The organism is Bradyrhizobium sp. WSM1417, from assembly GCF_000515415.1.
In the GTDB taxonomy this organism is placed as follows: domain Bacteria; phylum Pseudomonadota; class Alphaproteobacteria; order Rhizobiales; family Xanthobacteraceae; genus Bradyrhizobium.
Genome location: NZ_KI911783.1, coordinates 4,757,277 through 4,778,792, shown reverse-complemented (window position 1 = coordinate 4,778,792; position 21,516 = coordinate 4,757,277). Strand labels below are relative to the sequence as shown.

Here is a 21,516-nt window from a genome sequence, read left to right as displayed (position 1 = left end):
GTTCACTGAACGGTCTCAACCCTACGTGAGCCCGGCGCAGCAGGCGGAGCATATTTCCCGGCCGCAGCATTGCGGGCGGCGACGGCGGCCTCTTCCTTCTTACCCAACGCCTTTGGCTGCAAGCCTTCCGGCACCTTGGCCACCTGCACCGTTCCCACTCCTCGATCGAGGAGCGACTTCGCGGCCGAAACCCTCGCGCTCTCGGTTTCACCGCGCGTGGCGATCGAACCCAGCACCTCGATCGCCAGGTTGGCGTACTTGCGCGCCTCGACGCGGATCTCGTCGCCGACGACGGCCGCCGGCCGAATGCCGCCGAACAGCGACAGCTGCGAGAGGCCGCCGATGTCGACTGACGGTTTGCCGTAACCTCGATCGAGGATGGCGTTCGCCGCGTTCACCTTCGAGGACTCGCTCTTGCCGTGGCAGAGCTGCTTCACCAGCGAGGCGATCGCGCCGCGGGAATAGGCCTGCGCGGTCGACTCGATGTCGTCGGGCGCCGGCGCCGCCAAGGCCGCCTCGAGATCGAGTGCCGGCAGCGCCGAAGTCGCCTTGTGACCCTTCGGCTTCCGGCCAGCGCCAGGGCGTTTGCCGCCGCGCTTGGACTTCGGAGCCGTCTCGTCGCCAAAACTCATGGGCCGTTTGATTTCTTTGATTGGGCTTCGATTAAATCAACGCTCTGGGCCCAGAAAAAATTTCCGCGTATGACGAACCATGCGGTTCCCGCTCCTTACGCGCCAGAGATTGAAGGCCCCCCTCGGCCTTGGGCGCGAGCGGCCCTGGCTTCGGCCGTCTTGCGACCGTGGCACGGACCGCAACGCAGCAGCACGTTGGATGGATCGAGCTTGGGTCCACGATCAGCAAGCTCGATGATGTGGTCACCGTAGAGCCGAATGCCATCGCGCGGCTTGGCTATGTCATGCTGCGGATCTTCGCATCGCCTGCCCCTAACCTTGATGATCTGTCTCATCAGGGCCTTCCACTCAGGCGACAGGTAGAACGGCAGCGCTTCCTTCGGCCTTACCGAGATGAGCGTATTGCGCGCTGGCGGTCTCAGCTTGTGGCCCAACACCCGTAACGCCACATCGACCACCGTGGGAAAGGGCCGCCGCCTGCATGATGCAGTCAATGCAGGCGGCGCGGCCAAGTCTAAGGAGGAAACGCCCAAGGAGGGCAGCGGCAACGCACAGGTGCGCGACCGCACACCCTATGCAAACACAAAAGCCCGGCACGTTTCCGTGTCCGGGCTCAGGGTCGATTTGCTTTGGGCACAGTTCCGGCTGGTGAAGGGATAAATCCGCTTCGGTCCACCATCGCTCAGAGCACCAACCCCCAATTCGGTGAGCTCAAATGAAGCGAGGCAATCAGCCACCAACGCCAATGGCTGATTCTAAGAGACCGCGTCAAGCGGCCTCCTGAGTTTTGAGGTTGCCCTTTTTCGATCGCCGCTTCTTCCGGCGCGACGATCCTGCCCGCTTATGCAGCTTGCTCAGCACGCGTTGCTCTACCTTCCTGCGATCCTCCGCGCTCAACTGTTCGCAGCTTTCCTCAAATCGAACACGGTGGATCTCTCTGTCATCGATCCATCCAAGAATGCTGACGACGCCAGGTGTGTCCGAGATCCAGCGCCAGTGTCTGTCGTTAAACCACATGAAGACGAAGACGTAGCCCGACAACAACGGAATGCGCCGGTCGATCTTGCGTCCCCGCAGGATTACGGTTTCGCTGATCACTGGAACGTAGACGCCGAACCGATGCTTTGCCAGTTCAACGGCAACGTCATGCTGTTCGGATGCATACACCTCGACCACATACCATTTAGCCAGTTCACCTTCGACGATCTCAGCGTTGCGCAGCTTTGAGACGTCGAACCGTTTCGTCATCTCGGCGACGGCAATCTCTGCTTCGCGGAACAGTTGGGATCGCGTCTTGCGGACCAATTGTGGATCCGGAAGTGGTGCGGTCGACAGCGGCTTCATTCGGTAGCTCCAACATCTCGATTTTCCCTGTCGATTTGCTGGTCGTCAGAAACTGTACCAACCGGGTACAGTTTCTCGCAGAATGGTCGGGAGCTTGCCCAGAGCCCCTTAGAACATCATCCCGTCGCTACTCCCTCTATGGATGTGCTTTCAGCGCAATGTCGAGGAAGAACACGACGCTGGATGTGATGCGGCGATAACCGGCGTTTGCCATGGCCATCGTGAACGCTTTTTGGCTGCAAGCAATTATTCCCGCCGATCCGCACCACACCTCGAATGCCTTGTAGAGGTTGCTGGACTGCGTGCGGGCGCCAGGGCTGCTGACGGTATAGTCGGCGATGAAGCGGTGTATGCGTGGGTCTGTCGGCCTGGTGTGCTGCGGAATGCCATCAGCTGCAAACGTCCGGACAATATCATCACCTAGGTACAACCTCTTAAAAAACGAGGAAATCTCGTCAACGATAATGCCGCACACATCTGGCACGTAGTGAAACCATTCGCCGTGGATGTGCCATGGATCCAACCGCCTATGGATCAACTTCTCCTTCGCGTCGTCACCGTCGATCTCTGCAATCAGCTTCAAGGGCGTCGGTGATCCAACCTGCAACCCCGAAAGTCTCGCCCGCGGATCATTCGCCACGCCACATTTCACACGGCCTGTCGCCTGACAAAGAATGAAATAGATCTTAGATCCGCGGCTGAGATCGCGAGGTTTTCTCGCTACCGGCACTCGACGCCGTTCAGGCCGGGCACCGCTCGGCATTTTCACGTCCACCAAGCTCCCGTCAGATTTCAACCTTGCCGACATCGAACCGTCCTTTCGAGGGTTTCGAGAGTTTGCGATAGTATAGAAATTGAATCAGAAAACCCTCGCGAATGCTATATCTACAGTGTTTTCTTCAATATTTTCGAGGGTTTCGAGAGTTTGTCTTACATGATCTAGGATTTTGTACCCTTCACAGAAAGCAGGTGACCTCCGCCAACACGGACACCATGTGCGTCCGCTTTCCCCTCTCGCATGTGTATGCGCGCGCGAGACCCTCGAAACCCTCGACGCGAGTGCAAAAGCCATTGCGACACAGGCACATATCGCGTGACGAGGGTTAAAACTTGGACCCTCGACAAACCCTCGAAAATCCGAGACCCTCGGTGATCTATTTGCAACAGATGCGCCTTTCCATTGTCAGATTTCGTCATCGCCAGGGTGGCGGGTCGGCGGTTGGTAGCCGTCGTCCGGCGGTGAGGATGGTGTACTCTGCTGGTGTGGGCTCTCCGGCACGTCGTGCAACGCGACGTCGACATAGCGGTGGATGCGGCCGCTGTCGTCGCGCTTGAACTTCTTCTTCATGGTGCGGCCGAACCGGGTCTCGTGCATGTGCGCCTTGCCGTTGGCTTCGCTCCAGGCCTTGTAGGCAAGAAACATCGCGCGTGCCGGCACGCCTGGTCCGCCGGCGTCAGGTTTCACATGTGCGTCGGCAAACTGGCCGACAGGATCCATCTCGGCGAAGTGCTCTGCGGTGGTCTGCAGCACGTCCTCGGAGAGGATGAAGCCGTTGTTGAGAAAGTCGAGGGCGCCGGCGATCAGCCAGTTCAGGATGCCGGAGCCTTCGGCAACGATCTCGGTGACGACGTCCTCGAAGTCGCGATGCTTTTCCGGCGGCAGCGTCACCGACCATTCCACGATCGCCAGGCGCCGCTTCATGCCGCCGTCGGAGCCATCGAACTTCGGCTCGCCGTTGCCGCTCATGTGCGGCTTGGCCGTCGGCTTGAACTCGAAATAGCCCTTGTACATCGTGCGCACCGGCCAGCGTTCGCCGCCGGTCAGCTTCTTGATGGTCTCCATCTTGAGCGGAGCATCCTTCGGCAGCTCGGCAATGCGCAGGTAGCGCTTGGCGTAGCAGCGGGCGATGTCGGGCGTCGGCGCGCTTGGATTGTTCGCGACCACGCCCGAGACCGTTTCCGCGGGCACGCCGACGGACAGGCCGTCGCCGAACACGCGCGCCAGCACCTCGAGGAAGACGCTCTTGCCGTTGCCGCCGGTGCCGGTGTGGAACATGACCCGCTGCACCGGCTGGGCCGTGAGGCTCATGCCGGAGTATTGCTGCACGGTTCGGCGCTTCTTGGCTTCCGGCTGGAACAGATCGAGGAAGACGTTGAACTCGCGCGCCGTCGCACCCTTCTTGTAGGCGTAGGGTATCACGGCCGTGAGCAGGTCCTCGCGTTCGTGGCCGGGCTTGGCGACCATCTCGTACTGAACGCGGCCGTCGACCACCAGCTGGCGCTTGCCGTCGGGGTCTGGATTTTCAGGATCGAGCATGGGCACGAACGACAGTGTGTGCGTCAAAGTCGCGACCTTGAGCGGATCCGCGTTGAAGGCATCGGGATGCCGGCGCAGATGTGGCGCTGCGCATTTGATCATGGCGGCGATGCGCCCGGCGTTCTTGGTGGCGATGCCCCATTTCTTGCGATTGGCGCGCCGCGTCGAGAGCGCTGTCCGCGCCTTTTTCCCCGCAGCGACGATCGCGCCGAGCTCCTCAACCCTCGCAAATTGCTCGGGCGTATCCGGGACGAGGTCTTTGAGCTCCTTGGCCGCCGCCTCGGCCGCGTTGACCGCGCGGGCCTCCGAATTCGAAAACTCGATGTAGGCCGCTTCCAGCTTGATCAGGTCGCCGACGCGCTGGCCGATCAGATGTGCGAGCGCTTCGCCGCCGGCGAGATCCCAATGCGTGCCGGTCCAGGCCAGCATCTGGCCGGCCGCAACATCGTCTTCCTGCCTCACCATCAGGTCGCGCCCGAAATAGGCAATCAGGCGCTTGCCGTTGTCGACGTCGGATTGATCGAGCTCCGCGCAGTCCCGGAACGTCTGGTCGCTGATTTCGTCGTCCGGCGGTCCCTGATCCTTATCCTCGTTTGTGAGGGTTTCATTCTGACTCTCTTCTTCCCCCGAGGGGGTGCGGGGGGAGGACGAAGCGAAAGAAGAAAACGCAAGGTCCGGCCGATCGGCCGGGAAAGAGATCACATTGTCGCCCGCCTCTCGCGGGCGCCCATCATCATGAGGTGCTCCAAGCGCCGCTGAAGAAGCGGCGCGTCGCACCTCGGTTAAATCCCGGGGCGACTTCCGGCCAAGCTTCAGGCCGGCGGCGATCGCGCTCTTGACGGCCTTCGCACCCAGATCGCGGATCAGACCGACGCCGGCGGCCGCATCCTCGAGCGAGGCCTTGGCGAAGCGCTCGTCGATCGCGCCGGCGCCCGCGAGCTCGCCGAGCTGCTCGGCGATCGACGCCAGCATGGGCGCGCGATCGACGCCCTCGGCTGCGCGGATCTGCGCCAGGCCGGCGTTCAGCTGCTCGAGTCCGAACTTGCGCTCAGCCTGTGCGAGGGTTGCGGGGTCGACGTCGACGAACGCGGGAGCGTTGTCGACCAGGTCGAGGACGGCTTCGAGGGTCATGCGGACTCGATCAGCTCAGAACGGCGCTGCAGGCCAGCGCTGTTGCTCCAATACATTCCAGGCAGACTTCCGTCGGGCCCGGTCACAGAGCCAAGGCCACGACGCTGCAGCGCCTTAGCTGCTGCATAATCGGCCCCTGTACGCAGCTCGACACCACATCCCTCATCACCCGTGCGATCGTCGGGCTTGCTTTCCAGCAGCATGCGGCGCTGCGCATCGGTCAACTTCACGCTCACGCCGCCTCCGCCTTCAGCAGGTCATTGAAATCGAGCCCGGACGGCGCAAACGCAATCCGGATCACGCGCCCTTGCCGCGCGTAGCGGCGCGCTGCGCGTTCCATGGCGTTCTCGGTCAGCACCTTTTCGCTGTCGCCGTCGCCGAGCAGGATCAGTTCCTCCACGGAATCGGGGATCGACAGGCCGAGATCGTCGAGGTCGGGGAAGCGATCGGGCACCTTCTGGGGCTGACCGTTCGGCCGCTTCAAGGTCGGGTGGTTGACCGTCTTGTTCGCTCGGCCGGCGAGATTGCCCAGGTCGCCGGCGGCCCAGAAGGCCATGTCATCGAGCGGCCGGCCGGCCTGGTGCATCGCGGTCCAGACCGACAGCACCGTTTCGATCCCCTCGCCGATCACCAGGCGCCGCGGCGCGTCGTGCATCACGATGGCGATATAGGCGCCGGTCTTGGATCCGCGCATCTTCTTTGAGTTGAGGACCTCGCCGGAATCCGGATCGAGGATCTCGGCTTTCACCGGCGCCGGCGCGGTTACGTCATCAGGTGACGTAGCGACGTTCAGCCAGGTCAGGTGAAGCCCGCCGAACTTTCCGTCCGGCCGTATGAAGGCGCCGCACATCGCCGGGCCCGCATAGATCTGCCGCGGCGCCTTGCGGCCGCGCTCGTCGATCGTCTCGCCGTGCCAATAGGACATTGTGGGCATAAAGCGCAGGCCGGGGCAATGATCAGGCAGCGCCAGGCCCCGGCCCTCGAGATAGCGCGCGGCGACGGTGTCGTGAATCGGCAGTGCGCCTTTCCACGTCCGGAACAGCCGCTTGCGCTCGGCCTCGCGGTAGTCGGCCGAGGTCTTCTCGCGCGCCAGGCGCTTGCGCTCCCGTTCCTCGAACAATTCCTTGGCGCGGGCCGCATCGATCGCGGTACGGCCGCCGAGCTTCTCGATCGCGGCGCGGAAGTCGCAGCCCTCGACCTTCTCGACCAGGCGGATCACGTCGCCGCCGTCTGGACACACGGCACAGAGCCAAGTGCCCTCCTTCTCGATCACCTCGAAACGCTGCGAGCTGGTGCGCCCGCCGCAGATCGGGCATGGACCGACCAGCCGGCCGCCGGCGCGGCGCAGCTTGGTGTAGCCACTGGCGACGTCCGCGATCGGGTTGCGGGCGCGGATGTCGTCGAGCTCGTCGTCGGTGATGCGGGCCATCAGTCGGTTGCTTCCGGAATTTCAACATCGCCCTCGGCATTGACCGGCGCGATCGGTGCGACGACTGCAATCTTGGCCCGCGCTGCCATCCGCTCGATGACACGCTCCTTGAGCCGTTCGTCACTCTCGATCGCGTCGATCATCCGAACGATGCCCGCGAAGTCGTCGCGGCGAGCAACGAAGTCTGGCTCAGGCTGCTTGATGCGGCCCTCGCCGACCCAGTAGTCCTGGGTGATCTCGATGCGCTCGGCCTCGATCATGGCAGTGCGCTGCATGCGGACGAGCGTGGTTTTGCCGGGCGGCTTCATTCTCTTTCGCCATCCAAATATCTTATGGCCGCATCGGCGCCCTTGGAGACGAGCACCTCGAGCAGCTTCACGATCTCCAGCTTGGCGTCGACTTCCGAAAGCTGCTCGCCATCATTCTTCGCCATCTGCGCAAAGGCCTGGCCGGCGCCGCCTATGCAGACTCCCGAAGCGAGCAAGCAAATGCGCAAATGATCGCCCGGATCCTTGGTCAGCTGCAGGACGTCCTTAAGGGCACGCGTGACCTTTTCGGCAGCATGACGTGGAAGATCGATGTTCAAGGTCACGGCAGCGCCTCCCACTGGACCAGGACGCCGACAAAGGGTCCGAGGTGCTTCCCGTCGTGCTCATCGAGCCAAAAGTTGCGCATTCCAGCCCAGTCTTCGAAGCCGTCATCACGAGCAAACATGTCGAGATCTCTCGGCTTTCGATATTCGATCAGGCGCCCGCGCTGGTTGATCAAGACTCGCCCGTCGTGAACGAACACCCGGATCATGCTCACGGCACTGCAGTGTGCGTCGCCGATCTTGAAACACTTGGTCGTCCGCATGCTGTGATAGTGCTGCAGCGTCTCACCAGGCCGGGCATGCCGGCGTCGGCCGTTGGCGCGGATGGTCTGGCGTTTCGGGCGGATCGGCTGGCCGGGGAGATAGCCGCCAAGCTCGTAATGCACGTCGAGCACGGGAAGGCCGAGGCCGACGCGGATCGGAGCGACGAAGCGACCTTTGTAGGAATAGGCGACCATCAGGAGCCGCCCTCCGGCCGGTGAGACGTGTTTAGCTGCCGCTGATCGTCATTCAGGATGAACGAGACGAGCTTCCAAACCCGTTCGCAGGTCTCGCGAATGGTGTAGCTCTCGCCCGTTATGCGAAGTCCATCTTGTCGCAGTGATTGCGCGACTGGGATTGCAGCGGATACGCGCTGGTTAAGCTCCGCGTATCGTTCGCTATCCGTCACCAGAACTTCTAGTGCGGCCCGGCTGATGCGGAACTCCAGCGACGCTTCCCGCTGCAAAAGCCGCCGCGATCGTTCGACAAGCGTCTCTGCTGCCGTGTCTGCCGAGCCGAGGGTTGGCAGTGCGTGCGACACGGTTTGCGTCGGCGATTGTCGGGTTTCGCCGGACGCTTCACGCACGCCGTATCCGAAGGGTTTGCCGCTGCTCGGTGGTAAATTCATCGCTCTCCCTCCGGCTGGTGACAGGCAATCATCTGCCCGGCGCCCGCGCCGATCGGCACGACCCCTGCGGCATTGAGCCAGTCGTTGATCTTGATCAGGGTAAGGCGCCTGGCGTCGTCGATATCGCTTGCAGGGCGCCAGCTGGTGGCCGAGGCCTCGGGGAGACTCAGGCGAAAGCACGCCCGGTAGCGGCTGCCGTCGAGCGGGCTGATCTCGCCGACCCGAACCTTGCCGAGCATCACGGCCTCGCGGCCGAGCGTCAGTGGCTCGAACGACACCACGCCCTCATGTGCCTCGCCTGCCATGGCTAGTCCTGCCTCGGAATGTCGCCGACATAGACCGCGACCGGCGGATGCTGATTGCCGAGAATGCGCAGCACCACGGGCGCGCCGCAGACGATCGCGGCGATCTCCTCCGGAGTCGGCAGCCAGGCCGTCTCCATCGCCGGCGTGCGCGGTCCGTTGACCGAACAGTCGATCGTGATGTCGCGCAGGGGCAGGCCGAGATAGCCCTGCCGCTGACCGATCACGCGCGTGGTGTCCTTGATGCGCCCGATGTGCATGACCGTTACTTCTTCTTCGCAGGTTTTTTGACGGGCTTCTTGGCGGCCTTCTTCGCAGCGGCCTTCGCGGACTCTCGTACCGCGGCCGCGCGTTTCAGCGGCTTCATCGCCTTCTCCGCCTTTGTCAGGGCATCATGCATCGCAGTCGCGATGTCCGGCTTGGCGCCCTTGGCATCAGTCACTGGCTTTTTGTAGCCTTCCGATCCCGGCCCCTTGTAGTGAACGGTGCGGAGCTCCTTTGGCAGCCAGCCGGTCTTCGCCAGATTATCCAGCGCCCACTTCCAGATGTCGGCTTTCGTCTTGCTGGCAAGCTTGCGGGCCTCGTCTGGATTGACCGCCTCGCTGATGGCCTTCAGCACCAGCGGCTTCGGCGCGTTGGAGAAATAGTCCTTCGCATCGAACCGCTTCGCCATCGCGGCGTTGAAGACGTTCTCATCCAGCACCTGTCGGATGGTCGGCAACTTGGTCCGCACGCCATCCGGCATCGAATAAGCCCGATCGGGGGTGATCATGCTGCAAATGGTTTTGGCCATGACCTCAGCCAAGGGCGATTCCGAGAGCAGCGGGTCACCGGCGATCGCATCGCGCGTTGCCGTGATCAGCTGCGCCTCAAGGCGCTGCCTAAGGGCGTTCGAGACGACCTTCGACTCCGGCGCCGGCTTGCCTTCGGCCGCGGACTGGTTCGCGGCGGCCTTCTTGCGCTCGGTGCGCTCGACGACGGCCGCTGCTGCCTTTTCCTTCGGCTTGATCTTGCCGTACTCAACCTTGAGCTCACCGTTATGGTCGATTTCCACCCAACATCCGCTTTTGGCGCGCATTTCTGAAGTATAAGCCCGATCGAGGATGGCCTTCCAGATCGCCTGCATCTCGGTGCGTGCCTGGACTTGATCCGCGGTCATCTCCCCGGTCATTAGGCTGTTGTCGTCGCCGATGATTTGATTGAGATGCTCGATCCGGGCATCTTCGTCGGCCGTCGGTGTCGGTTCGATTTTCGTTGTGCCGTAATCCCAAGAGTTGTTCGGGCGGCCGGTGGTCGCGAAAGACCAGCCCTCGCTCTTTAGCCGCCTGCAGGCGTCCTCGAGCTTTTCATCGGCAAGCTTCTTCAAAAGCTTTTCGTCAGACACCTTGTGGCGATGCCCGAACAGATCGCGGGTGATGATCTTGCCTTTTTTGGCCTCATAGGACTCGGTGCCCACGAAGCGCAGCAGATACCCGATGTTGTTGGGGTCGACCTTGAGTTCGTCCTCGACTTCGTCGGCGTCGATCTTGCCGTCGCCCCAGCTTTGCTCGGCGATATCCTTGCGGAGCTTCTCTAACACCTTCTCTTGCTGCGCGTGATCGGCCGCGAGCGTGAAGGCCTTGGCCGCCTCTTCATCGAACTCGCCCGATCGCCAGGCCTGACGGACCAGCGGCGACAAAGACCCCATCGCCAACCGCTGGCGGATATACTTGACCGTCAAGCCGTAGTGCTGGGCGATCTCCTCTTCCGTCTGCCCGCGCTCTTTGAGCTTGGCGAAGGCCTCATACTGGTCGACGGGATGCAGCTGCTCCGCCGTGATCGCGGTTGCCAGCGAATACTCGAAGGCCTTGGCGTTATCGACCTGGTGCAGGGTGCAGCCGATCGGCTGGTCCGAGCCGTCGCCGTACATCATGCGGAACGCGGCAAGGCGCCGGTTGCCATTGGCGACCGAAAAGAAGCCGTCGCCGGCGTCCTTGACGACGAGGTTTTCGATCTGGCCGTTGGCGTTGAGGTTGGCGGCAAGCGCGGCAATGCCGTCATCGCGGCCGGCGACGCGGGCGTTGATGCCCTCGCCGTCTTCGTGGCCGAATTTGAGCATCTTCAACGGCACCTTGATATCCATGGCGGCGGAATCCCTTCAGGTTTTTGGGGGTGAATGTTGACGGACGAGTTCGGCGCTCTCGCGGTACCGGCGGCGCAGGATCTCGCGCGTGCCTTCCGGGCCGCTTGATCCAAGCGGGATCAAGGCCTCCATGATGGCAATCTGGTTGAGCAGCAGCTGGCGCTCGATGTCAGTCATGACCTGACCTCAATTCTTCGAAGCGCTTTCGACAGAAGTCGCGCACCTGCGCGGGCGGAAAGTCTGGATGGCCCCACGCCTTGCAGCGGACGCCGTATTCCAGAAACAGCGTGCGGCCTTCTTCGTAGCGATACTGGGCGACCTCGACCTTCAGCGCCGCGCGCTTGGCTTGTGCGCTCTCGACACCGAACATGTCGGGCCCGTCGAACAGATCCGGTGTCGACCAGCCGAGCCGCTTCAGGGCGCCGGCCGGCGTTTCGGAGAATATCCGCGCCATGATTGTGTCGTGATCGAGCGGCCTGCCGGCGCGCGCATCCAGGAATCCCAGCCGGAAGGCCGGATGCATTGTGATCGCGATCATATCGCCGATCGTTCGCGCCTTCTCGCGGACGGGCTTGTCGCTGAGGTCGTGATCGGTCATGGATCATCGCTCGCCCTCGACCAGGTAGGCCGCGGCGCGGCCGAGCGGCGACGCCGGCGAACCATCCGGATTGCGCTTCATAGCGTGGAAGATGTCCGCGGGCGGGCAGCCGTACTGCAGCAGCATCGACATCAGGATCGCACTGTCGGAGACCAGCACGTCGATCGGCGAGTTGACCTTCTGGGCATTGAAAAAGACTTCGGCGATCGGACCGAAGCGCATCGCCGTCGCGCCGCAGCTACCGTCGCACAGGACCTCCCGGCCGAGCCCAACCTTGTAGCGTTGGCCTTCGTGCTCCATCGCGATGGTTTCGTGGCGCCGGCGGGTGGCGAGGCGGTGACGATGGGTCAATTGTCGAGCCCCTTCTTTTCGCCGCCCGTGACGATCCGATCGCGCACGGTGCGCAGGTCGGCGATCACGTCTTCGATGTGCTCGCAGTTAATCACGAACTGTGCGTGCGCTTGATCCTGCTCGTCCAGCAGATGAACATGCACCGAGCGGCAAGCCGGGTCTTTGCAGCTTCCGATGCCGATACTGGGTGCGTTGAAGAAAGGGGGCTGTGAAGTCATGGCAGATCTCCCGCCAGCGATATCGAGCGGGTAGCCGAACGCGCCATGTGCTCGTCGATCGCGCGCCGGCCGATCGGTGGATCCTTAAGGATCGCAGCGGTCAGGTCGGCATAAAACAAAGGAGCATCGCGCAGGGGATCGTAAAGGGCATCGCCCCTGCGGACGAAGTCGCCCTTGGTATGGATGCCACGAGCCTCGGACCTGTACTCGTCACGCTTGCGGGCGAGATCGGCCTCGCGGTTGCGACCTGAAGCCGCTTTCCGGCGCACATCCTTTTTGACCTTGCGACGATCGCGCATGTAATCGCGCATGTACTCGCGATTGTTTTCCTTGGTGCGAGACGTCATGCTGCGGCCCCCGTCCATTCGAGCTCGTCACCCCAGCTCGTCCATCCTTTTCGCGGCCGCCGTGCCTGAAGCTCGAGGTAATCGCCTTCAGTGAGGCGCTCGATCCGGTCGAGCCATTCGTCGGGCTTGCGGGAATGCTCCATCACCGGGGCGACGATCAGCTGGCGCACGTCGGCGTAGAGACGTTTGGGGTTGCCTTTGGTCGCGAGCCAGCACTGCTCTGGATTAGCGCGGGTCCAATAGCCCTGCCCCATATGCCAGCCCTCGCCGGATGCGTTCTGCTTGACCCAGGTGAAGGCCGTGGTGACGTGCTTGAGGCCCCAATGCGCGAGCAGATCGAGCGCATCCTGCGGGCACCAGTCGACCATCCACATGTAGAAGGCGCCATCGTCGGCGAGAAGCTCGTTGACGGGGAGGTCCTTGATCTTGTCGACCTCTTCGGTCTTGTAATGGATGTTGGCGGACCGGCCCTCGCCGGCGGCCGACCTGGTCAAAAACTTCCATTGCGGGTCAGAACCGATCGAACCGAAGCGCTTGCCGGTCAGTGCCAGCGCGCCGAGATCCGCGATGCAGCCGCCGTTGAGGGTGCGGGCGGCGTGCTGGGCACGGCGATCGGCGATCTCGGCTTCCTTGGTCGCGGCGCTGACAGGATCGACCAGGATGGCGCCGCCGCCGCGGACTTTCTCGCGGGTGTGCTCGATCAAGCGCTCGAAATGCTCGTCATCGAGCGCCGCGGCCTTCTGTGCCCTTGCCGACAGTTTGCGGTCGACGCCGATCTCGGTCAGCGTAACGCGCTCGCCTTCCGTGTCGTCTTTCCGCTTGCGGCCTTCCGCGATCTGGCCGGCTTCCTTGGCGGCCGCGAGCAGGATTCCCAGGCGGCGTTCGGTTCGGGTCTGCAGAACGATCGCGTCCTCGAGCAAGGCCTTGTCCTGGATCTGCCGGGCATAGAGCTTGACGTGCTGCATCTCGTCGCGGATCGAGAGCACCTGGTCGACCCGGGTGGCCTCGGCAAGCGCGACGCGGGCGCGATCGTAGGCGGCGAGCTGGGTCATCTCGGAATTTCCACCAGCTGCCGGCCGATGCCCCGTTGCGTCCGCACCTCGAGGCCAAGCTTCTTCAGCCCGTCGAGATCACGGACGAGCTGGTCGAGCAATTCGCCCGCATTGTTCGGCCGCACGCTCCAGATCTTCTGGATCAGCCATTCGTCGCCGACACACTGCGGCTGGGCCTTCGCAAGCGCCTGCAGCAGCAGTGCCGCACGCGGGACCACGCGGATGCGCAGACCATTGCAGCTGACTTCCTCCCGGCTGATCGAGAGCGGGCCCGACGGGCGCCCGTTGCTCGCAGGCTTTGGGCTGGTCGCAGGCTTCGGCGCCGCCGGCGGCGTCGCCGTAGCTGCGGGTGACTTCGCGGCCGCCGGGGCTGGAGGAGCGGCCGCGGGCGGCGCCGTCTCGACCTTGCCGTCGAGATGGGCCGCGATCGCCTCGACCAGAAGGGCCGAGACGGTTTCGCCTGCATCGATCGACTTGGCCGCGGCTGCGGAAAACTGCGCCGCGAAGTCGAAGGTCTGCATGGCGAAGATCAGGCGATTGCGATCGGCAAGCCACGTGCTCTCGGCCTCGAGGACGGCGCACACCGCCTGCACGATCTGCTTGCGGATCATCCCGGGATTGCCACGCCGGGTCTTGGTGATGCAGCACAGCGCGGTGATGAGCACCTCACGGCCGAACTTGGCGAGTACCGACTGCAGCATGCCCACGGCGAGGGTTTCGCCTGGCTTCATCTTGTTCGCCGGAACCGGGTAGCGGCAGATCGTGACGCCCGCCTCGCGGCAGACTTCGGTCAGATCGGCCGCGTCGCTGTTGCCTGCGGCCAGGCGCGCGGCGTGCAGCTGCAGGGGCGACATCGCAGTGACGTTGGCATTGATGGCGACGAAGGCGTCAGCCTGCTCGGCGCCGTCGACCTGGATGATGACGCAGGGCACGGACTCGAAGCCCCGCAGCGCCGCAGCTGTGGTGCGGTGCTGACCATCAATGATGGCAAACAGGCCGCCGTCGATCGGCGCGACCACCACCGGCGCGAACTTCGCCCATTTGAACGCCGGTGCGATCGCAACGATGTTGTCGCCGCCGCGGCGGCCGATCTCGCGCTGATAGCGCGGGTCGATCCGAAGTTTTGCGATCTTGAGCCACTGCAGCTCCGGCCGCTCGCCGACCTCCGAGGCCGGACCGGCGTAACGGGCGCGGAAGGGCGCCGGGTCGATGGCGCGGAGCGTCATGCCGGCACCTTCGGGAAGCCGTTGTGCTCGACGCCGTCGAGAAGGCGGCCGGCTGCCTTCTTGCCGACGCGCGCGACGAACTTCGCGCCGGCTTCGGGATAGAGTTCGGCTGCCTTGGCGACGTGCGGATGTGCAGCCATCGCTTGCCATCCGGATCGCGGGTTGCCTTTCGCTTCCGCCGGCGTCGACGGAGCCCATTCGCCCCATTGCTTGAAAAGGAAGGGCGCGCCGGCTGCGGTGCATTGGTCGCGCAGCGATCGAGCCCAGTCAGGGTGCATCACGCGCGCCTCGCGGCCGCTCTCGCCGCCGACGATCACCCAGTCGAGCCTAACCGGCGGAATCGTGGGTGCTGGCTTCGAAACGTCCCAATCGCCCGTGTACGGCATGCCGCTCTCGCAGTAGAGGCCGGCGAGCGCATTCAGGTGGATTCCGGCGCGGATCGATCCCGGCCTCTGCGGCAAGATACAGATGCGCGTCAGATCGACGGGACCCAGCAGAGGCTCGCAACTGAGCCCAACCCAGGGAATGCCGAGCTTCGCCTTGAGATCGAGAAGGCGGCGCACATCTCGATCGGCTTCATCCTGGTTGACGACGGTGATGATGAGGCCGGCATGCTGCGGCCATCGCCTCAGATCTTCACCTATTGCCGCGAGACGCTTCTCGACGGCGCTGATGCGCTTGGTGACGATCTGGATCTCGATGCGGTTGCAGACCTTGATCAGGCCCCAGGCCTCGGCGAACCATTCCAGTGGCACTTCCAGATCGAAGAGATCGGACATGGACTGAATGAAGACGCGTCGCCTGTAGCCAGGCCGCGGCCGTTCAAGGCCGAAGGCTTGCGCATTGCCGTCGGCCACATGCCAATCAGCGGCGAAGTCGGCGTAGTCGTTGTCGAGCCGATGGATCAACTTCGCGGCGCTTGCGATCTTCCGGCGCGGCACACCATGGCCCCAATGCGCCCCGCCGGTGCGCTTCGACCAGGTCTCCGCATAGCAGTGATCACAGCCGGGCCCAACCTTGGTGCAGCCCCACCAGAAGTTAACCGTTGCGTCGGTCCATTCGATTGCCGAGCGGTCTGCCATCACCCGATCTCCGCGATAGCCGCATCACGCGCGGCGTTGAGCTCGGACATCTTCTCGATCGAGCCGCCGGCGCGGTCGGGGTGGTAGTCCTGCGCCAGGCGCTTGTAGTTGGCCTCGACCACGGCCCTGGTCGGGTTGCCGCCGACCTGCAGGATGTCGCGCCAATGTTTGCCCTTCGGCGCCGGCAGCGCCTGGAAGCCGGAGAAGGTCGCGCGCACCAGGGCGAGCGTGCCGTGGCGGAGCTCGACGCGGCGTGCCTCGATGATGTGATGGATGGCCTGCAGGTTGGCCGCCGGCGTGTCGTAGCGATCGACGGGAATGCAGACCTGCAGCCCATCCCAGGCGAACCAGACCGCGACGCCGGGATCCGCGGGGCGGTTGCCGGAATTCGAGGTCAGCGGGTTCATGTCGATGTTGCTCGACAGAACCGGGAATTCGATCTTCTTGCCGCTGTCCTTGGCGAACAGCTCGAGGCTTTTCTTGACGTTGCGCAAGGCCGTCTCGAAGTTCGTCTTGAACGAGCCCGAGACGCGGCCCTGCTTCCAGCGCGGGAAACCGGACGGCCATTGCAGGGGATAGGCCTGCGCCTGGGGTGTGGAGCGATCGGCCATCACACCCCCTCTTTCAGGACGAGCGCGAGATCGGCGCGTTCGAGCATGGCCTTGAAGGTGTCGACGGAACCCGGCATGCCGAGCGCGCTGCCGGCCGCATCGCGAAGCGCGGCGGCGAGGCGCCGATCGACCTCGCGGCGGATCTCTTCGTTGTTGACGCTCATCGCCGCGTCTCCTCGGAGACCGCTCGCTCATTCTTCATCTGCTGCCATGCCTCCGTTTTAAGGCGCGGCAGCGTGTGGCCGATGGTCGACTGATAGTGTCCATCACCGGCCTGACCGGAGAAGAAGCCTTCGATTGCCTTGCACATGATAACGGCAGCGATGGTTGAGCGGATCCCGTCGCAAGGCGAAGCATCAGCGCGATAGATCTCCGCAGCCATCTCGGCGAAACCAGCCGGGAGCGCAGTAGGGATCTGATGGACCGGCCGCCGCATCATGTCCTCGGCGGTCGCGATCAGCACGGTCATGTGCTCGGAGAGCGGCTTCATGATGGGTCCTTTGTGAGCTCGCGGCTTTCGTTCATGACGAGGTCGACGAGCGAGGCCATGACGGCCTGCCAGCGATCCTCCCGTGACGGCCATTGCGAGATATCCCGCGCACAGCGCGCGGTACGCATCATGGTGAGGGCAAGCAGTTGCACCGGAATAAGGAAGGTGCTGGTCTCGGCGGTTTCGATCACCAGCAGGTCGAGGAACAGCCGGTCGGCGTTGTCGGCGAGCTGCTGCGCGGTGTGGCGGCCATCGAGGTAGGCGGTCGCGTAGGCGACGGCGTGGCCGGCGATCAGATTGGCCTGCTCGGCGCGGGTGAGATGTTGCTGCATCACGCCTTCCTCAGCTGCTCGAACCGATCGAGAAAGGCCACCTTGGCCGTCGAGGGTGACCAGCCTCCAATCTGGATCGGCAGCGTCTCCTCGGCATCGATCACCCACGGATCCGCCGAAGGGGCCATGATCTGCATTCGCTCAGTCTTGAGCAGGCGCCGATCGGCGGTCTTAACGCTCGCCGGCGTCTCGTCTGGCAGGCCAAACGCCTGGTAGACCACGGCCTGGCACCGCTTCTCTGCCGCCTTGTAGTCCGGCATGAAAGCCTTGATGGGCGACAACATGTCGAGCAGGTAGGCCTCGCTGCCATCGTGCAGCAATCCGGCGAGCGCGTCGGCGCCACTGTGATGCGAGACGTAAACCGAGTGCTCGGCGTTGGCGTAGAATTTGAGGCAGTGCCCGCCAAACCGGCACTGCATCGCCAGGGCGTGAGCGATGTCGACGATATCGACATCCTCAGGCCGTGGATCGAGCGGCCAGAACTTTTTACCTGTGAACGTCTGAATCCAACCTGCGAGTTGCATCACGCGCTCCTCTTCGGAAAATTGAGAACGACGGCCGTCCCCGACAGGGATGCAGGACGGCCGTCGCCCTCATTCCGCTGGTGGGCAACCGCGGCGGAATGCGAACGAAGTGGAATGCCCCAGGCGCGGAAGTCGCGTGCCACCAGGCGGCGCTCGGGCGGGACGGTCGGCATCTCGCCGAACGGATAAAAGAACGGATCGTCCGCCACCGCGGAAAGCGAAGGAGACGACGCGGCCCCTCGGCGGACGATCCGTAGCGCGCACGCCAACAGCAGCGCGATCGCTATTGCGGCGATGGGAAGCACGACCATCATGTTGTCGATGATCTTCACTGGCGCGCCCTCCGCTGCCGGGCCCAGTGCAGGACGACGCCGAGCATGCCGGGCCAGCCGAGGATCAGCGTCAAGGTGATGATGATGTTGGCGATGCCGTCGATCACCTCGCCGCTGCCCGAGGGCTCGTCGTACACGCGCGCCAAATGGCCGTAGCTGTAGATCACCATCCACACCAGGGAGCCGATCATGGTGTAGGCGAAGAGGCTGGTGATCAGGTGATGCACGATCGGAGACATCGAACAGCTCCATGGTTCAGGGACGCAGAAGCTCACGTCCGGAAATGACCGAACGGGTGCAGCTGCAGGTGATGTCGGGATACGCTAGTGATGCTTACTGGAACTGGATGCGAGGACGTCAGCTATCGGTGCTGGCGGCCCTCGCGAAATTCAGAATGAAGTCGGGTCTAGCCGGCACGAGAACGCCGGGGTTGTCGCTGGCGTGAAGATGAACCCTCATGGCCCAGTCGTACGCACGGTCCATCTGCTCTTGCGTCCAGGTGGCGACCAGCTCTTCGGTGACGTCGGTATCGCCGACCAGCAGTAGCGAGTTGAAGCAGATCTCGGCGTCGACGAGACCGTGGTTTCCTGTGGGCTTGAACAGATCGGCTGTCGTCGGATCGATGCCTTCGTCCGCGGGCACGCTCCATTTTCCTTCATTGTTCCAGCGCCAAGCACGCATCACGGCGGCGCAAGTCTCCGCCTCGTCGGCCAACTCCATGTCTTCGAGGGGCTTCTCGCCCGTCGCTATCAGTTGCTTCCGCAAGATGGCCCACATTTGGACCAACGCCGGCGCCATCGGGTCGCGCGCGAGCAGGATGAACATCGGCTCGTCTGGGAGCGCGCTGGCGTAGCAGTCGAATTGACCTGGATTAGTCTTGCTGCCCATTACGCCGCCCTCCCCTGGTTGAATCGGGCGACGGCGGGGCACATAGCGCGATCACGCGCCCTTCCCGACGCAGGTTGACGCTCAACCGCGAACCCACGTGTCATTGACCCGGGCTGATGGATGCCAAGGCCGTCGCCCGAACTGGATTCGGACGGCGCGAGAACCAGCGTCACCGCAGGCTCACTCTCTCCCGAGGGAAGAGAGCCGTTTGTGACGCCGTCCGAAACTGAATTGGTTGCAGGGGTCAGATTCGAACTGACGACCTTGTGGTTATGAGCCACATGAGCTGACCGGGCTGCTCTGCCCTGCATGAAATTAGCCGATGACGAACGATCGAGCAGGCACACCTGCCCTCGCGCCGCCGTCCCACGAAACCTCTCTGACGTTCGGCGACGTCTGATGCTACCGCCGTGGGCCCGGGGCGCGTCTATTCCCGCTTCCATGCTGGACCGCTCGCCGTAACGACGCTCGTATGCAGCAGGCCCTTCCGTTCGAAGGGCAACGCGCCATGCTCGGTTTATTTGAGGGTCAACTGACCAGTCGGGCGAGCAAAGCTGAAAAGGTGCGGCACTCTCTCCGCCCGTCGCGTCCATTCTCTCAGACGTTGCAGTCCGCGACCCGACCACGGACGATCCTACTCGAACCCATGCAGGGCGGCCCGATGTCGCGACCGCTGATCCTGCGTTTGCCTTTGGTTCTTTCGCTCGGGATTCAATCAGCGCTTCGGCGCCGCCATATCGCAGCCCGGTGATGAACCGTTGTCCAGCTTGAGCACTTCGGTGCCAACCTGCTCCAGCCGCTGCACATCGAACCAGTGCGGTTCGACGTGAGAGCCTTTCTCGTCGACCTTCGGCACCAATAGAGCCTGGTTGCAGCCGCTGATGTACTCGCAGTAACCGGTCACCACGCCCTGAAAGCCCGTGATCTTGTCGCGCCGGGTCGTGCCGAGAATGTTCGACATGGAATTCCTCCTGTTGATGATTGGTCTCAAGCCCGCTTGCGGGGGCGCAGCTCGTCGAGCACAACCATGAGCGCTTCATAAGAAGGCTCGCGGCCACCGCTGATGTAGAATTGAGCGGCGCGTTCAGTGCAGCCGATGCGCTGCGCCAGGATGACGTCGACCTTCTGGTCCGGCCATAGTTCAGCGCAGACGCGCCCGAACTTGGAAAGATTTTCTCTCTCGAACTTTCTACGAACAACTGTTCGCAGTGTTCTCCTAGGCCGCACGGGCGGCAACGTGCACGATTCGACAATGGACACGACATACCCCCTACGCAACGCAACACTGTCGATTGAACTGCAGGCCCGCTTGCGCAACGCAGCGATATTCCTGTCGGGACGCGCGCAATCTGATCTGCATGACGGCCATGCCGGCTTGCTCTACCTGCGCGCGCAAAAGCTGTTTCGTCCCGGGACACCCTCTCCGTACTTTGACGAAGACATGCAGATTTTAGTTGAAGGTTCCTGTGGTCCCAATCAGGATAGGAAAAATAAGCAAAAAGAATGGGGCGGGTGGAATGGGCTTGGTAATTCGCTTTCCTGCGCGGCGTCATGCGCGGGCCCCTTCGGCATCCGCGCCGGCCGCGAGCCGGGCAAGGACTTCTAGGGTGACGCCGTTTTCATTGGCCGTCGCCGTCGAAACGACCCGTGCCCACCACCTGTCGGGTATCTTGTCACGCTGCCACCATTTGGAGACCTCACCAGCGTCCCCGCCGATGTCCGACGCCATCGCGATGCGCGTCGGCCAGAGATCAATGATGGAGCGGAACGAATCAACCATACCAACGGAGATAAGACAAATCGTCTTAAACGACAAGGACATCTTGTCGGACGACGGGGGTATTCCACAAAGACATAATGTCTTCATGAAAAAGCCCCGCAAAGTCAGCGACTTCAAAGAGGAGTTCTTGGCGAGAACCGCCTACGCTCGACACAACGCCGGGTTCACCCAGGCCTCGATAGCGATCGAGATGGGTCTTGCGGCGGAAGATGATTCGAAGGCGGCGAGCGCCTACCAGAAATATGAAACGCGCTCGCCCCTGCCTCATCACCTCATTCCCTCCTTCTGCGCGCTGACGAACGTGACCATCGGTTGGCTCTACAGCGGACCCGCCGTCGAACGGCCCGTTGAGAAGCGGGGCAGAAAGCCGAAAACCGTCAAGCGTCGAGCAGCCTAAGGAAATTTCACCCGTGAAATTGATTGCAGCGAGCATTGGCGTATTTCTCGCCACAACCTCAGCGGCCAGTGCGGATTGGCAGTACACCAAATGGGGAATGACCGTCGATCAGGTCGTCGCCGCATCGAAGAGCCAGATGAAGCGATGCAGCGCGGTCTGCAATAAACAGAAGACGGCTAACGAAACGGCGCTGCTCTACGGGTCCTATCAATCAGGTGATTTGCCGTTCACTGCGTTCGCCTTCTTCGACAACCAGACTCACAAGCTCGCGATCGTTACCCTGCGCCTCGATGATCCGTCGAAGGGCAACCAGCTGATTGGCTCTCTTAGGGCAAAATACGGCGAGCCGGCGACGAACACGAGATCCCAGATCATGGATTTCATGGTTTGGCGGCCTGCCGGCGATCAGATTGACATCACCAGGATAGGGTTTGCCGAAGACCAGAGCTATTCTCTCAGCTACCACCCAAGGCTGACAAATTCGAATAAAGGGCTCTAGACGGAATAAGACAAATCGTCCTTGACGAAAA

General features: G+C 62.9%; 36 protein-coding genes and 1 tRNA gene. 4 read left to right on the top strand and 33 right to left on the bottom strand.

Features of this window, described 5'->3' with window-relative positions; genetic code table 11:
* Positions 1-2: 2 nt before the first annotated feature.
* Together BRA1417_RS0123190 and BRA1417_RS40740 are read right to left on the bottom strand one after the other, a co-directional pair.
* Entirely contained in the window at positions 3-632 is a 630-nt protein-coding gene (locus BRA1417_RS0123190; protein WP_027517860.1) for a hypothetical protein, read from the bottom strand.
* Between the two features lie 95 nt (positions 633-727).
* Positions 728-967, bottom strand: coding sequence for an HNH endonuclease (locus BRA1417_RS40740; protein WP_084462501.1), 240 nt, complete (start codon positions 965-967; stop codon positions 728-730).
* A 58-nt stretch (positions 968-1,025) separates the two neighbouring features.
* On the opposite strand from BRA1417_RS40740, the gene BRA1417_RS0123180 reads away from it, so the two are divergent.
* On the top strand, positions 1,026-1,292 hold the full coding sequence (locus BRA1417_RS0123180; protein ID WP_156948875.1) for a hypothetical protein: 267 nt from the start codon (positions 1,026-1,028) through the stop codon (positions 1,290-1,292).
* A 108-nt stretch (positions 1,293-1,400) separates the two neighbouring features.
* On the opposite strand, the gene BRA1417_RS0123175 is transcribed toward BRA1417_RS0123180, so the two are convergent.
* The 31 genes from BRA1417_RS0123175 to BRA1417_RS44175 form a co-directional block, all read right to left on the bottom strand.
* A complete protein-coding gene (locus BRA1417_RS0123175) occupies positions 1,401-1,976 on the bottom strand; it encodes a transcription termination/antitermination NusG family protein (RefSeq protein WP_027517857.1) in 576 nt (191 codons plus the stop codon).
* Positions 1,977-2,112: 136 nt separating this feature from the next.
* Positions 2,113-2,739, bottom strand: coding sequence for a GIY-YIG nuclease family protein (locus BRA1417_RS0123170; protein ID WP_245286369.1), 627 nt, complete (start codon positions 2,737-2,739; stop codon positions 2,113-2,115).
* Between the two features lie 420 nt (positions 2,740-3,159).
* The gene (locus BRA1417_RS40735) at positions 3,160-5,424 is read right to left on the bottom strand and encodes a phage/plasmid primase, P4 family (RefSeq protein WP_051448368.1); all 2,265 of its coding nucleotides are present in this window, start codon (positions 5,422-5,424) and stop codon (positions 3,160-3,162) included.
* Complete coding sequence (locus tag BRA1417_RS0123160) at positions 5,421-5,660, bottom strand: hypothetical protein (RefSeq protein WP_027517855.1); 240 nt, start codon at positions 5,658-5,660, stop codon at positions 5,421-5,423. The genes BRA1417_RS40735 and BRA1417_RS0123160 overlap by 4 nt, the downstream gene beginning before the upstream one ends.
* A complete protein-coding gene (locus BRA1417_RS0123155; protein WP_035968745.1) occupies positions 5,657-6,853 on the bottom strand; it encodes a CHC2 zinc finger domain-containing protein in 1,197 nt (398 codons plus the stop codon). Before BRA1417_RS0123155 ends, BRA1417_RS0123160 begins: the two co-directional genes overlap by 4 nt.
* Positions 6,853-7,113 carry a hypothetical protein gene (locus tag BRA1417_RS0123150; protein WP_156948874.1) on the bottom strand — a complete coding sequence of 87 codons (261 nt, stop codon included), beginning with the start codon at positions 7,111-7,113 and terminating at the stop codon, positions 6,853-6,855. The genes BRA1417_RS0123155 and BRA1417_RS0123150 overlap by 1 nt, the downstream gene beginning before the upstream one ends.
* 44 nt (positions 7,114-7,157) lie before the next feature.
* Positions 7,158-7,439 (bottom strand): hypothetical protein, encoded by a 282-nt coding sequence (locus BRA1417_RS0123145; protein ID WP_156948873.1) that lies wholly within the window; start codon positions 7,437-7,439, stop codon positions 7,158-7,160.
* A 2-nt stretch (positions 7,440-7,441) separates the two neighbouring features.
* Positions 7,442-7,903, bottom strand: coding sequence for a hypothetical protein (locus BRA1417_RS0123140; RefSeq protein ID WP_027517851.1), 462 nt, complete (start codon positions 7,901-7,903; stop codon positions 7,442-7,444).
* Positions 7,903-8,334 (bottom strand): hypothetical protein, encoded by a 432-nt coding sequence (locus BRA1417_RS44190; RefSeq protein ID WP_156948872.1) that lies wholly within the window; start codon positions 8,332-8,334, stop codon positions 7,903-7,905. The genes BRA1417_RS0123140 and BRA1417_RS44190 overlap by 1 nt, the downstream gene beginning before the upstream one ends.
* Entirely contained in the window at positions 8,331-8,639 is a 309-nt protein-coding gene (locus tag BRA1417_RS40730) for a hypothetical protein (RefSeq protein WP_051448367.1), read from the bottom strand. The genes BRA1417_RS44190 and BRA1417_RS40730 overlap by 4 nt, the downstream gene beginning before the upstream one ends.
* Positions 8,640-8,641: 2 nt before the next feature.
* Positions 8,642-8,896 (bottom strand): hypothetical protein, encoded by a 255-nt coding sequence (locus tag BRA1417_RS0123125; protein ID WP_027517849.1) that lies wholly within the window; start codon positions 8,894-8,896, stop codon positions 8,642-8,644.
* 5 nt (positions 8,897-8,901) lie between these two features.
* Complete coding sequence (locus BRA1417_RS0123120) at positions 8,902-10,758, bottom strand: hypothetical protein (RefSeq protein ID WP_027517848.1); 1,857 nt, start codon at positions 10,756-10,758, stop codon at positions 8,902-8,904.
* A gap of 15 nt (positions 10,759-10,773) precedes the next feature.
* Positions 10,774-10,935, bottom strand: a complete 162-nt coding sequence (locus BRA1417_RS44185; RefSeq protein ID WP_156948871.1) for a hypothetical protein — start codon at positions 10,933-10,935, stop codon at positions 10,774-10,776.
* Positions 10,928-11,356, bottom strand: a complete 429-nt coding sequence (locus tag BRA1417_RS0123110; RefSeq protein WP_027517847.1) for a hypothetical protein — start codon at positions 11,354-11,356, stop codon at positions 10,928-10,930. The genes BRA1417_RS44185 and BRA1417_RS0123110 overlap by 8 nt, the downstream gene beginning before the upstream one ends.
* Positions 11,357-11,359: 3 nt before the next feature.
* Positions 11,360-11,707: a hypothetical protein gene (locus BRA1417_RS0123105; RefSeq protein ID WP_027517846.1), complete on the bottom strand. Its 348-nt coding sequence runs from the start codon at positions 11,705-11,707 to the stop codon at positions 11,360-11,362.
* The gene (locus tag BRA1417_RS0123100) at positions 11,704-11,925 is read right to left on the bottom strand and encodes a hypothetical protein (RefSeq protein WP_027517845.1); all 222 of its coding nucleotides are present in this window, start codon (positions 11,923-11,925) and stop codon (positions 11,704-11,706) included. Before BRA1417_RS0123100 ends, BRA1417_RS0123105 begins: the two co-directional genes overlap by 4 nt.
* Complete coding sequence (locus BRA1417_RS0123095; protein WP_027517844.1) at positions 11,922-12,290, bottom strand: hypothetical protein; 369 nt, start codon at positions 12,288-12,290, stop codon at positions 11,922-11,924. Before BRA1417_RS0123095 ends, BRA1417_RS0123100 begins: the two co-directional genes overlap by 4 nt.
* Positions 12,269-13,324: an MT-A70 family methyltransferase gene (locus BRA1417_RS42940; protein ID WP_245286263.1), complete on the bottom strand. Its 1,056-nt coding sequence runs from the start codon at positions 13,322-13,324 to the stop codon at positions 12,269-12,271. Before BRA1417_RS42940 ends, BRA1417_RS0123095 begins: the two co-directional genes overlap by 22 nt.
* Positions 13,321-14,550 carry a ParB/RepB/Spo0J family partition protein gene (locus BRA1417_RS41795; RefSeq protein WP_051448366.1) on the bottom strand — a complete coding sequence of 410 codons (1,230 nt, stop codon included), beginning with the start codon at positions 14,548-14,550 and terminating at the stop codon, positions 13,321-13,323. The genes BRA1417_RS42940 and BRA1417_RS41795 overlap by 4 nt, the downstream gene beginning before the upstream one ends.
* On the bottom strand, positions 14,547-15,632 hold the full coding sequence (locus BRA1417_RS0123080; protein WP_027517842.1) for a DUF5131 family protein: 1,086 nt from the start codon (positions 15,630-15,632) through the stop codon (positions 14,547-14,549). The genes BRA1417_RS41795 and BRA1417_RS0123080 overlap by 4 nt, the downstream gene beginning before the upstream one ends.
* A complete protein-coding gene (locus BRA1417_RS0123075; protein ID WP_027517841.1) occupies positions 15,632-16,243 on the bottom strand; it encodes a J domain-containing protein in 612 nt (203 codons plus the stop codon). The genes BRA1417_RS0123080 and BRA1417_RS0123075 overlap by 1 nt, the downstream gene beginning before the upstream one ends.
* The gene (locus tag BRA1417_RS44180; RefSeq protein WP_156948870.1) at positions 16,243-16,407 is read right to left on the bottom strand and encodes a hypothetical protein; all 165 of its coding nucleotides are present in this window, start codon (positions 16,405-16,407) and stop codon (positions 16,243-16,245) included. Before BRA1417_RS44180 ends, BRA1417_RS0123075 begins: the two co-directional genes overlap by 1 nt.
* Positions 16,404-16,733, bottom strand: a complete 330-nt coding sequence (locus BRA1417_RS0123065; protein ID WP_027517840.1) for a hypothetical protein — start codon at positions 16,731-16,733, stop codon at positions 16,404-16,406. The genes BRA1417_RS44180 and BRA1417_RS0123065 overlap by 4 nt, the downstream gene beginning before the upstream one ends.
* The gene (locus tag BRA1417_RS0123060) at positions 16,730-17,065 is read right to left on the bottom strand and encodes a hypothetical protein (RefSeq protein WP_027517839.1); all 336 of its coding nucleotides are present in this window, start codon (positions 17,063-17,065) and stop codon (positions 16,730-16,732) included. The genes BRA1417_RS0123065 and BRA1417_RS0123060 overlap by 4 nt, the downstream gene beginning before the upstream one ends.
* Positions 17,065-17,589 carry a phosphohydrolase gene (locus BRA1417_RS0123055; RefSeq protein WP_027517838.1) on the bottom strand — a complete coding sequence of 175 codons (525 nt, stop codon included), beginning with the start codon at positions 17,587-17,589 and terminating at the stop codon, positions 17,065-17,067. Before BRA1417_RS0123055 ends, BRA1417_RS0123060 begins: the two co-directional genes overlap by 1 nt.
* Positions 17,589-17,921, bottom strand: coding sequence for a hypothetical protein (locus BRA1417_RS0123050; protein ID WP_027517837.1), 333 nt, complete (start codon positions 17,919-17,921; stop codon positions 17,589-17,591). Before BRA1417_RS0123050 ends, BRA1417_RS0123055 begins: the two co-directional genes overlap by 1 nt.
* Complete coding sequence (locus BRA1417_RS0123045) at positions 17,918-18,160, bottom strand: hypothetical protein (RefSeq protein ID WP_027517836.1); 243 nt, start codon at positions 18,158-18,160, stop codon at positions 17,918-17,920. The genes BRA1417_RS0123050 and BRA1417_RS0123045 overlap by 4 nt, the downstream gene beginning before the upstream one ends.
* Positions 18,161-18,278: 118 nt before the next feature.
* Positions 18,279-18,746, bottom strand: a complete 468-nt coding sequence (locus BRA1417_RS40720) for a hypothetical protein (RefSeq protein ID WP_156948869.1) — start codon at positions 18,744-18,746, stop codon at positions 18,279-18,281.
* 295 nt (positions 18,747-19,041) lie between these two features.
* Positions 19,042-19,119, bottom strand: a tRNA-Met gene (locus tag BRA1417_RS0123035).
* Between the two features lie 405 nt (positions 19,120-19,524).
* Positions 19,525-19,770 carry a hypothetical protein gene (locus tag BRA1417_RS0123030; RefSeq protein WP_035968740.1) on the bottom strand — a complete coding sequence of 82 codons (246 nt, stop codon included), beginning with the start codon at positions 19,768-19,770 and terminating at the stop codon, positions 19,525-19,527.
* Between the two features lie 26 nt (positions 19,771-19,796).
* Positions 19,797-20,069: a hypothetical protein gene (locus BRA1417_RS44175; RefSeq protein ID WP_156948868.1), complete on the bottom strand. Its 273-nt coding sequence runs from the start codon at positions 20,067-20,069 to the stop codon at positions 19,797-19,799.
* Here BRA1417_RS44175 and BRA1417_RS44170 point away from each other — a divergent pair.
* The 3 genes from BRA1417_RS44170 (at position 20,062) to BRA1417_RS0123010 (ending at position 21,485) form a co-directional block, all read left to right on the top strand.
* Positions 20,062-20,415: a hypothetical protein gene (locus tag BRA1417_RS44170; RefSeq protein ID WP_156948867.1), complete on the top strand. Its 354-nt coding sequence runs from the start codon at positions 20,062-20,064 to the stop codon at positions 20,413-20,415. The genes BRA1417_RS44175 and BRA1417_RS44170 overlap by 8 nt on opposite strands.
* Positions 20,416-20,524: 109 nt before the next feature.
* On the top strand, positions 20,525-20,986 hold the full coding sequence (locus BRA1417_RS0123015; protein WP_027517833.1) for a hypothetical protein: 462 nt from the start codon (positions 20,525-20,527) through the stop codon (positions 20,984-20,986).
* 13 nt (positions 20,987-20,999) lie between these two features.
* Positions 21,000-21,485 (top strand): hypothetical protein, encoded by a 486-nt coding sequence (locus BRA1417_RS0123010; protein WP_027517832.1) that lies wholly within the window; start codon positions 21,000-21,002, stop codon positions 21,483-21,485.
* The last annotated feature ends 31 nt before the right edge of the window (positions 21,486-21,516 follow it).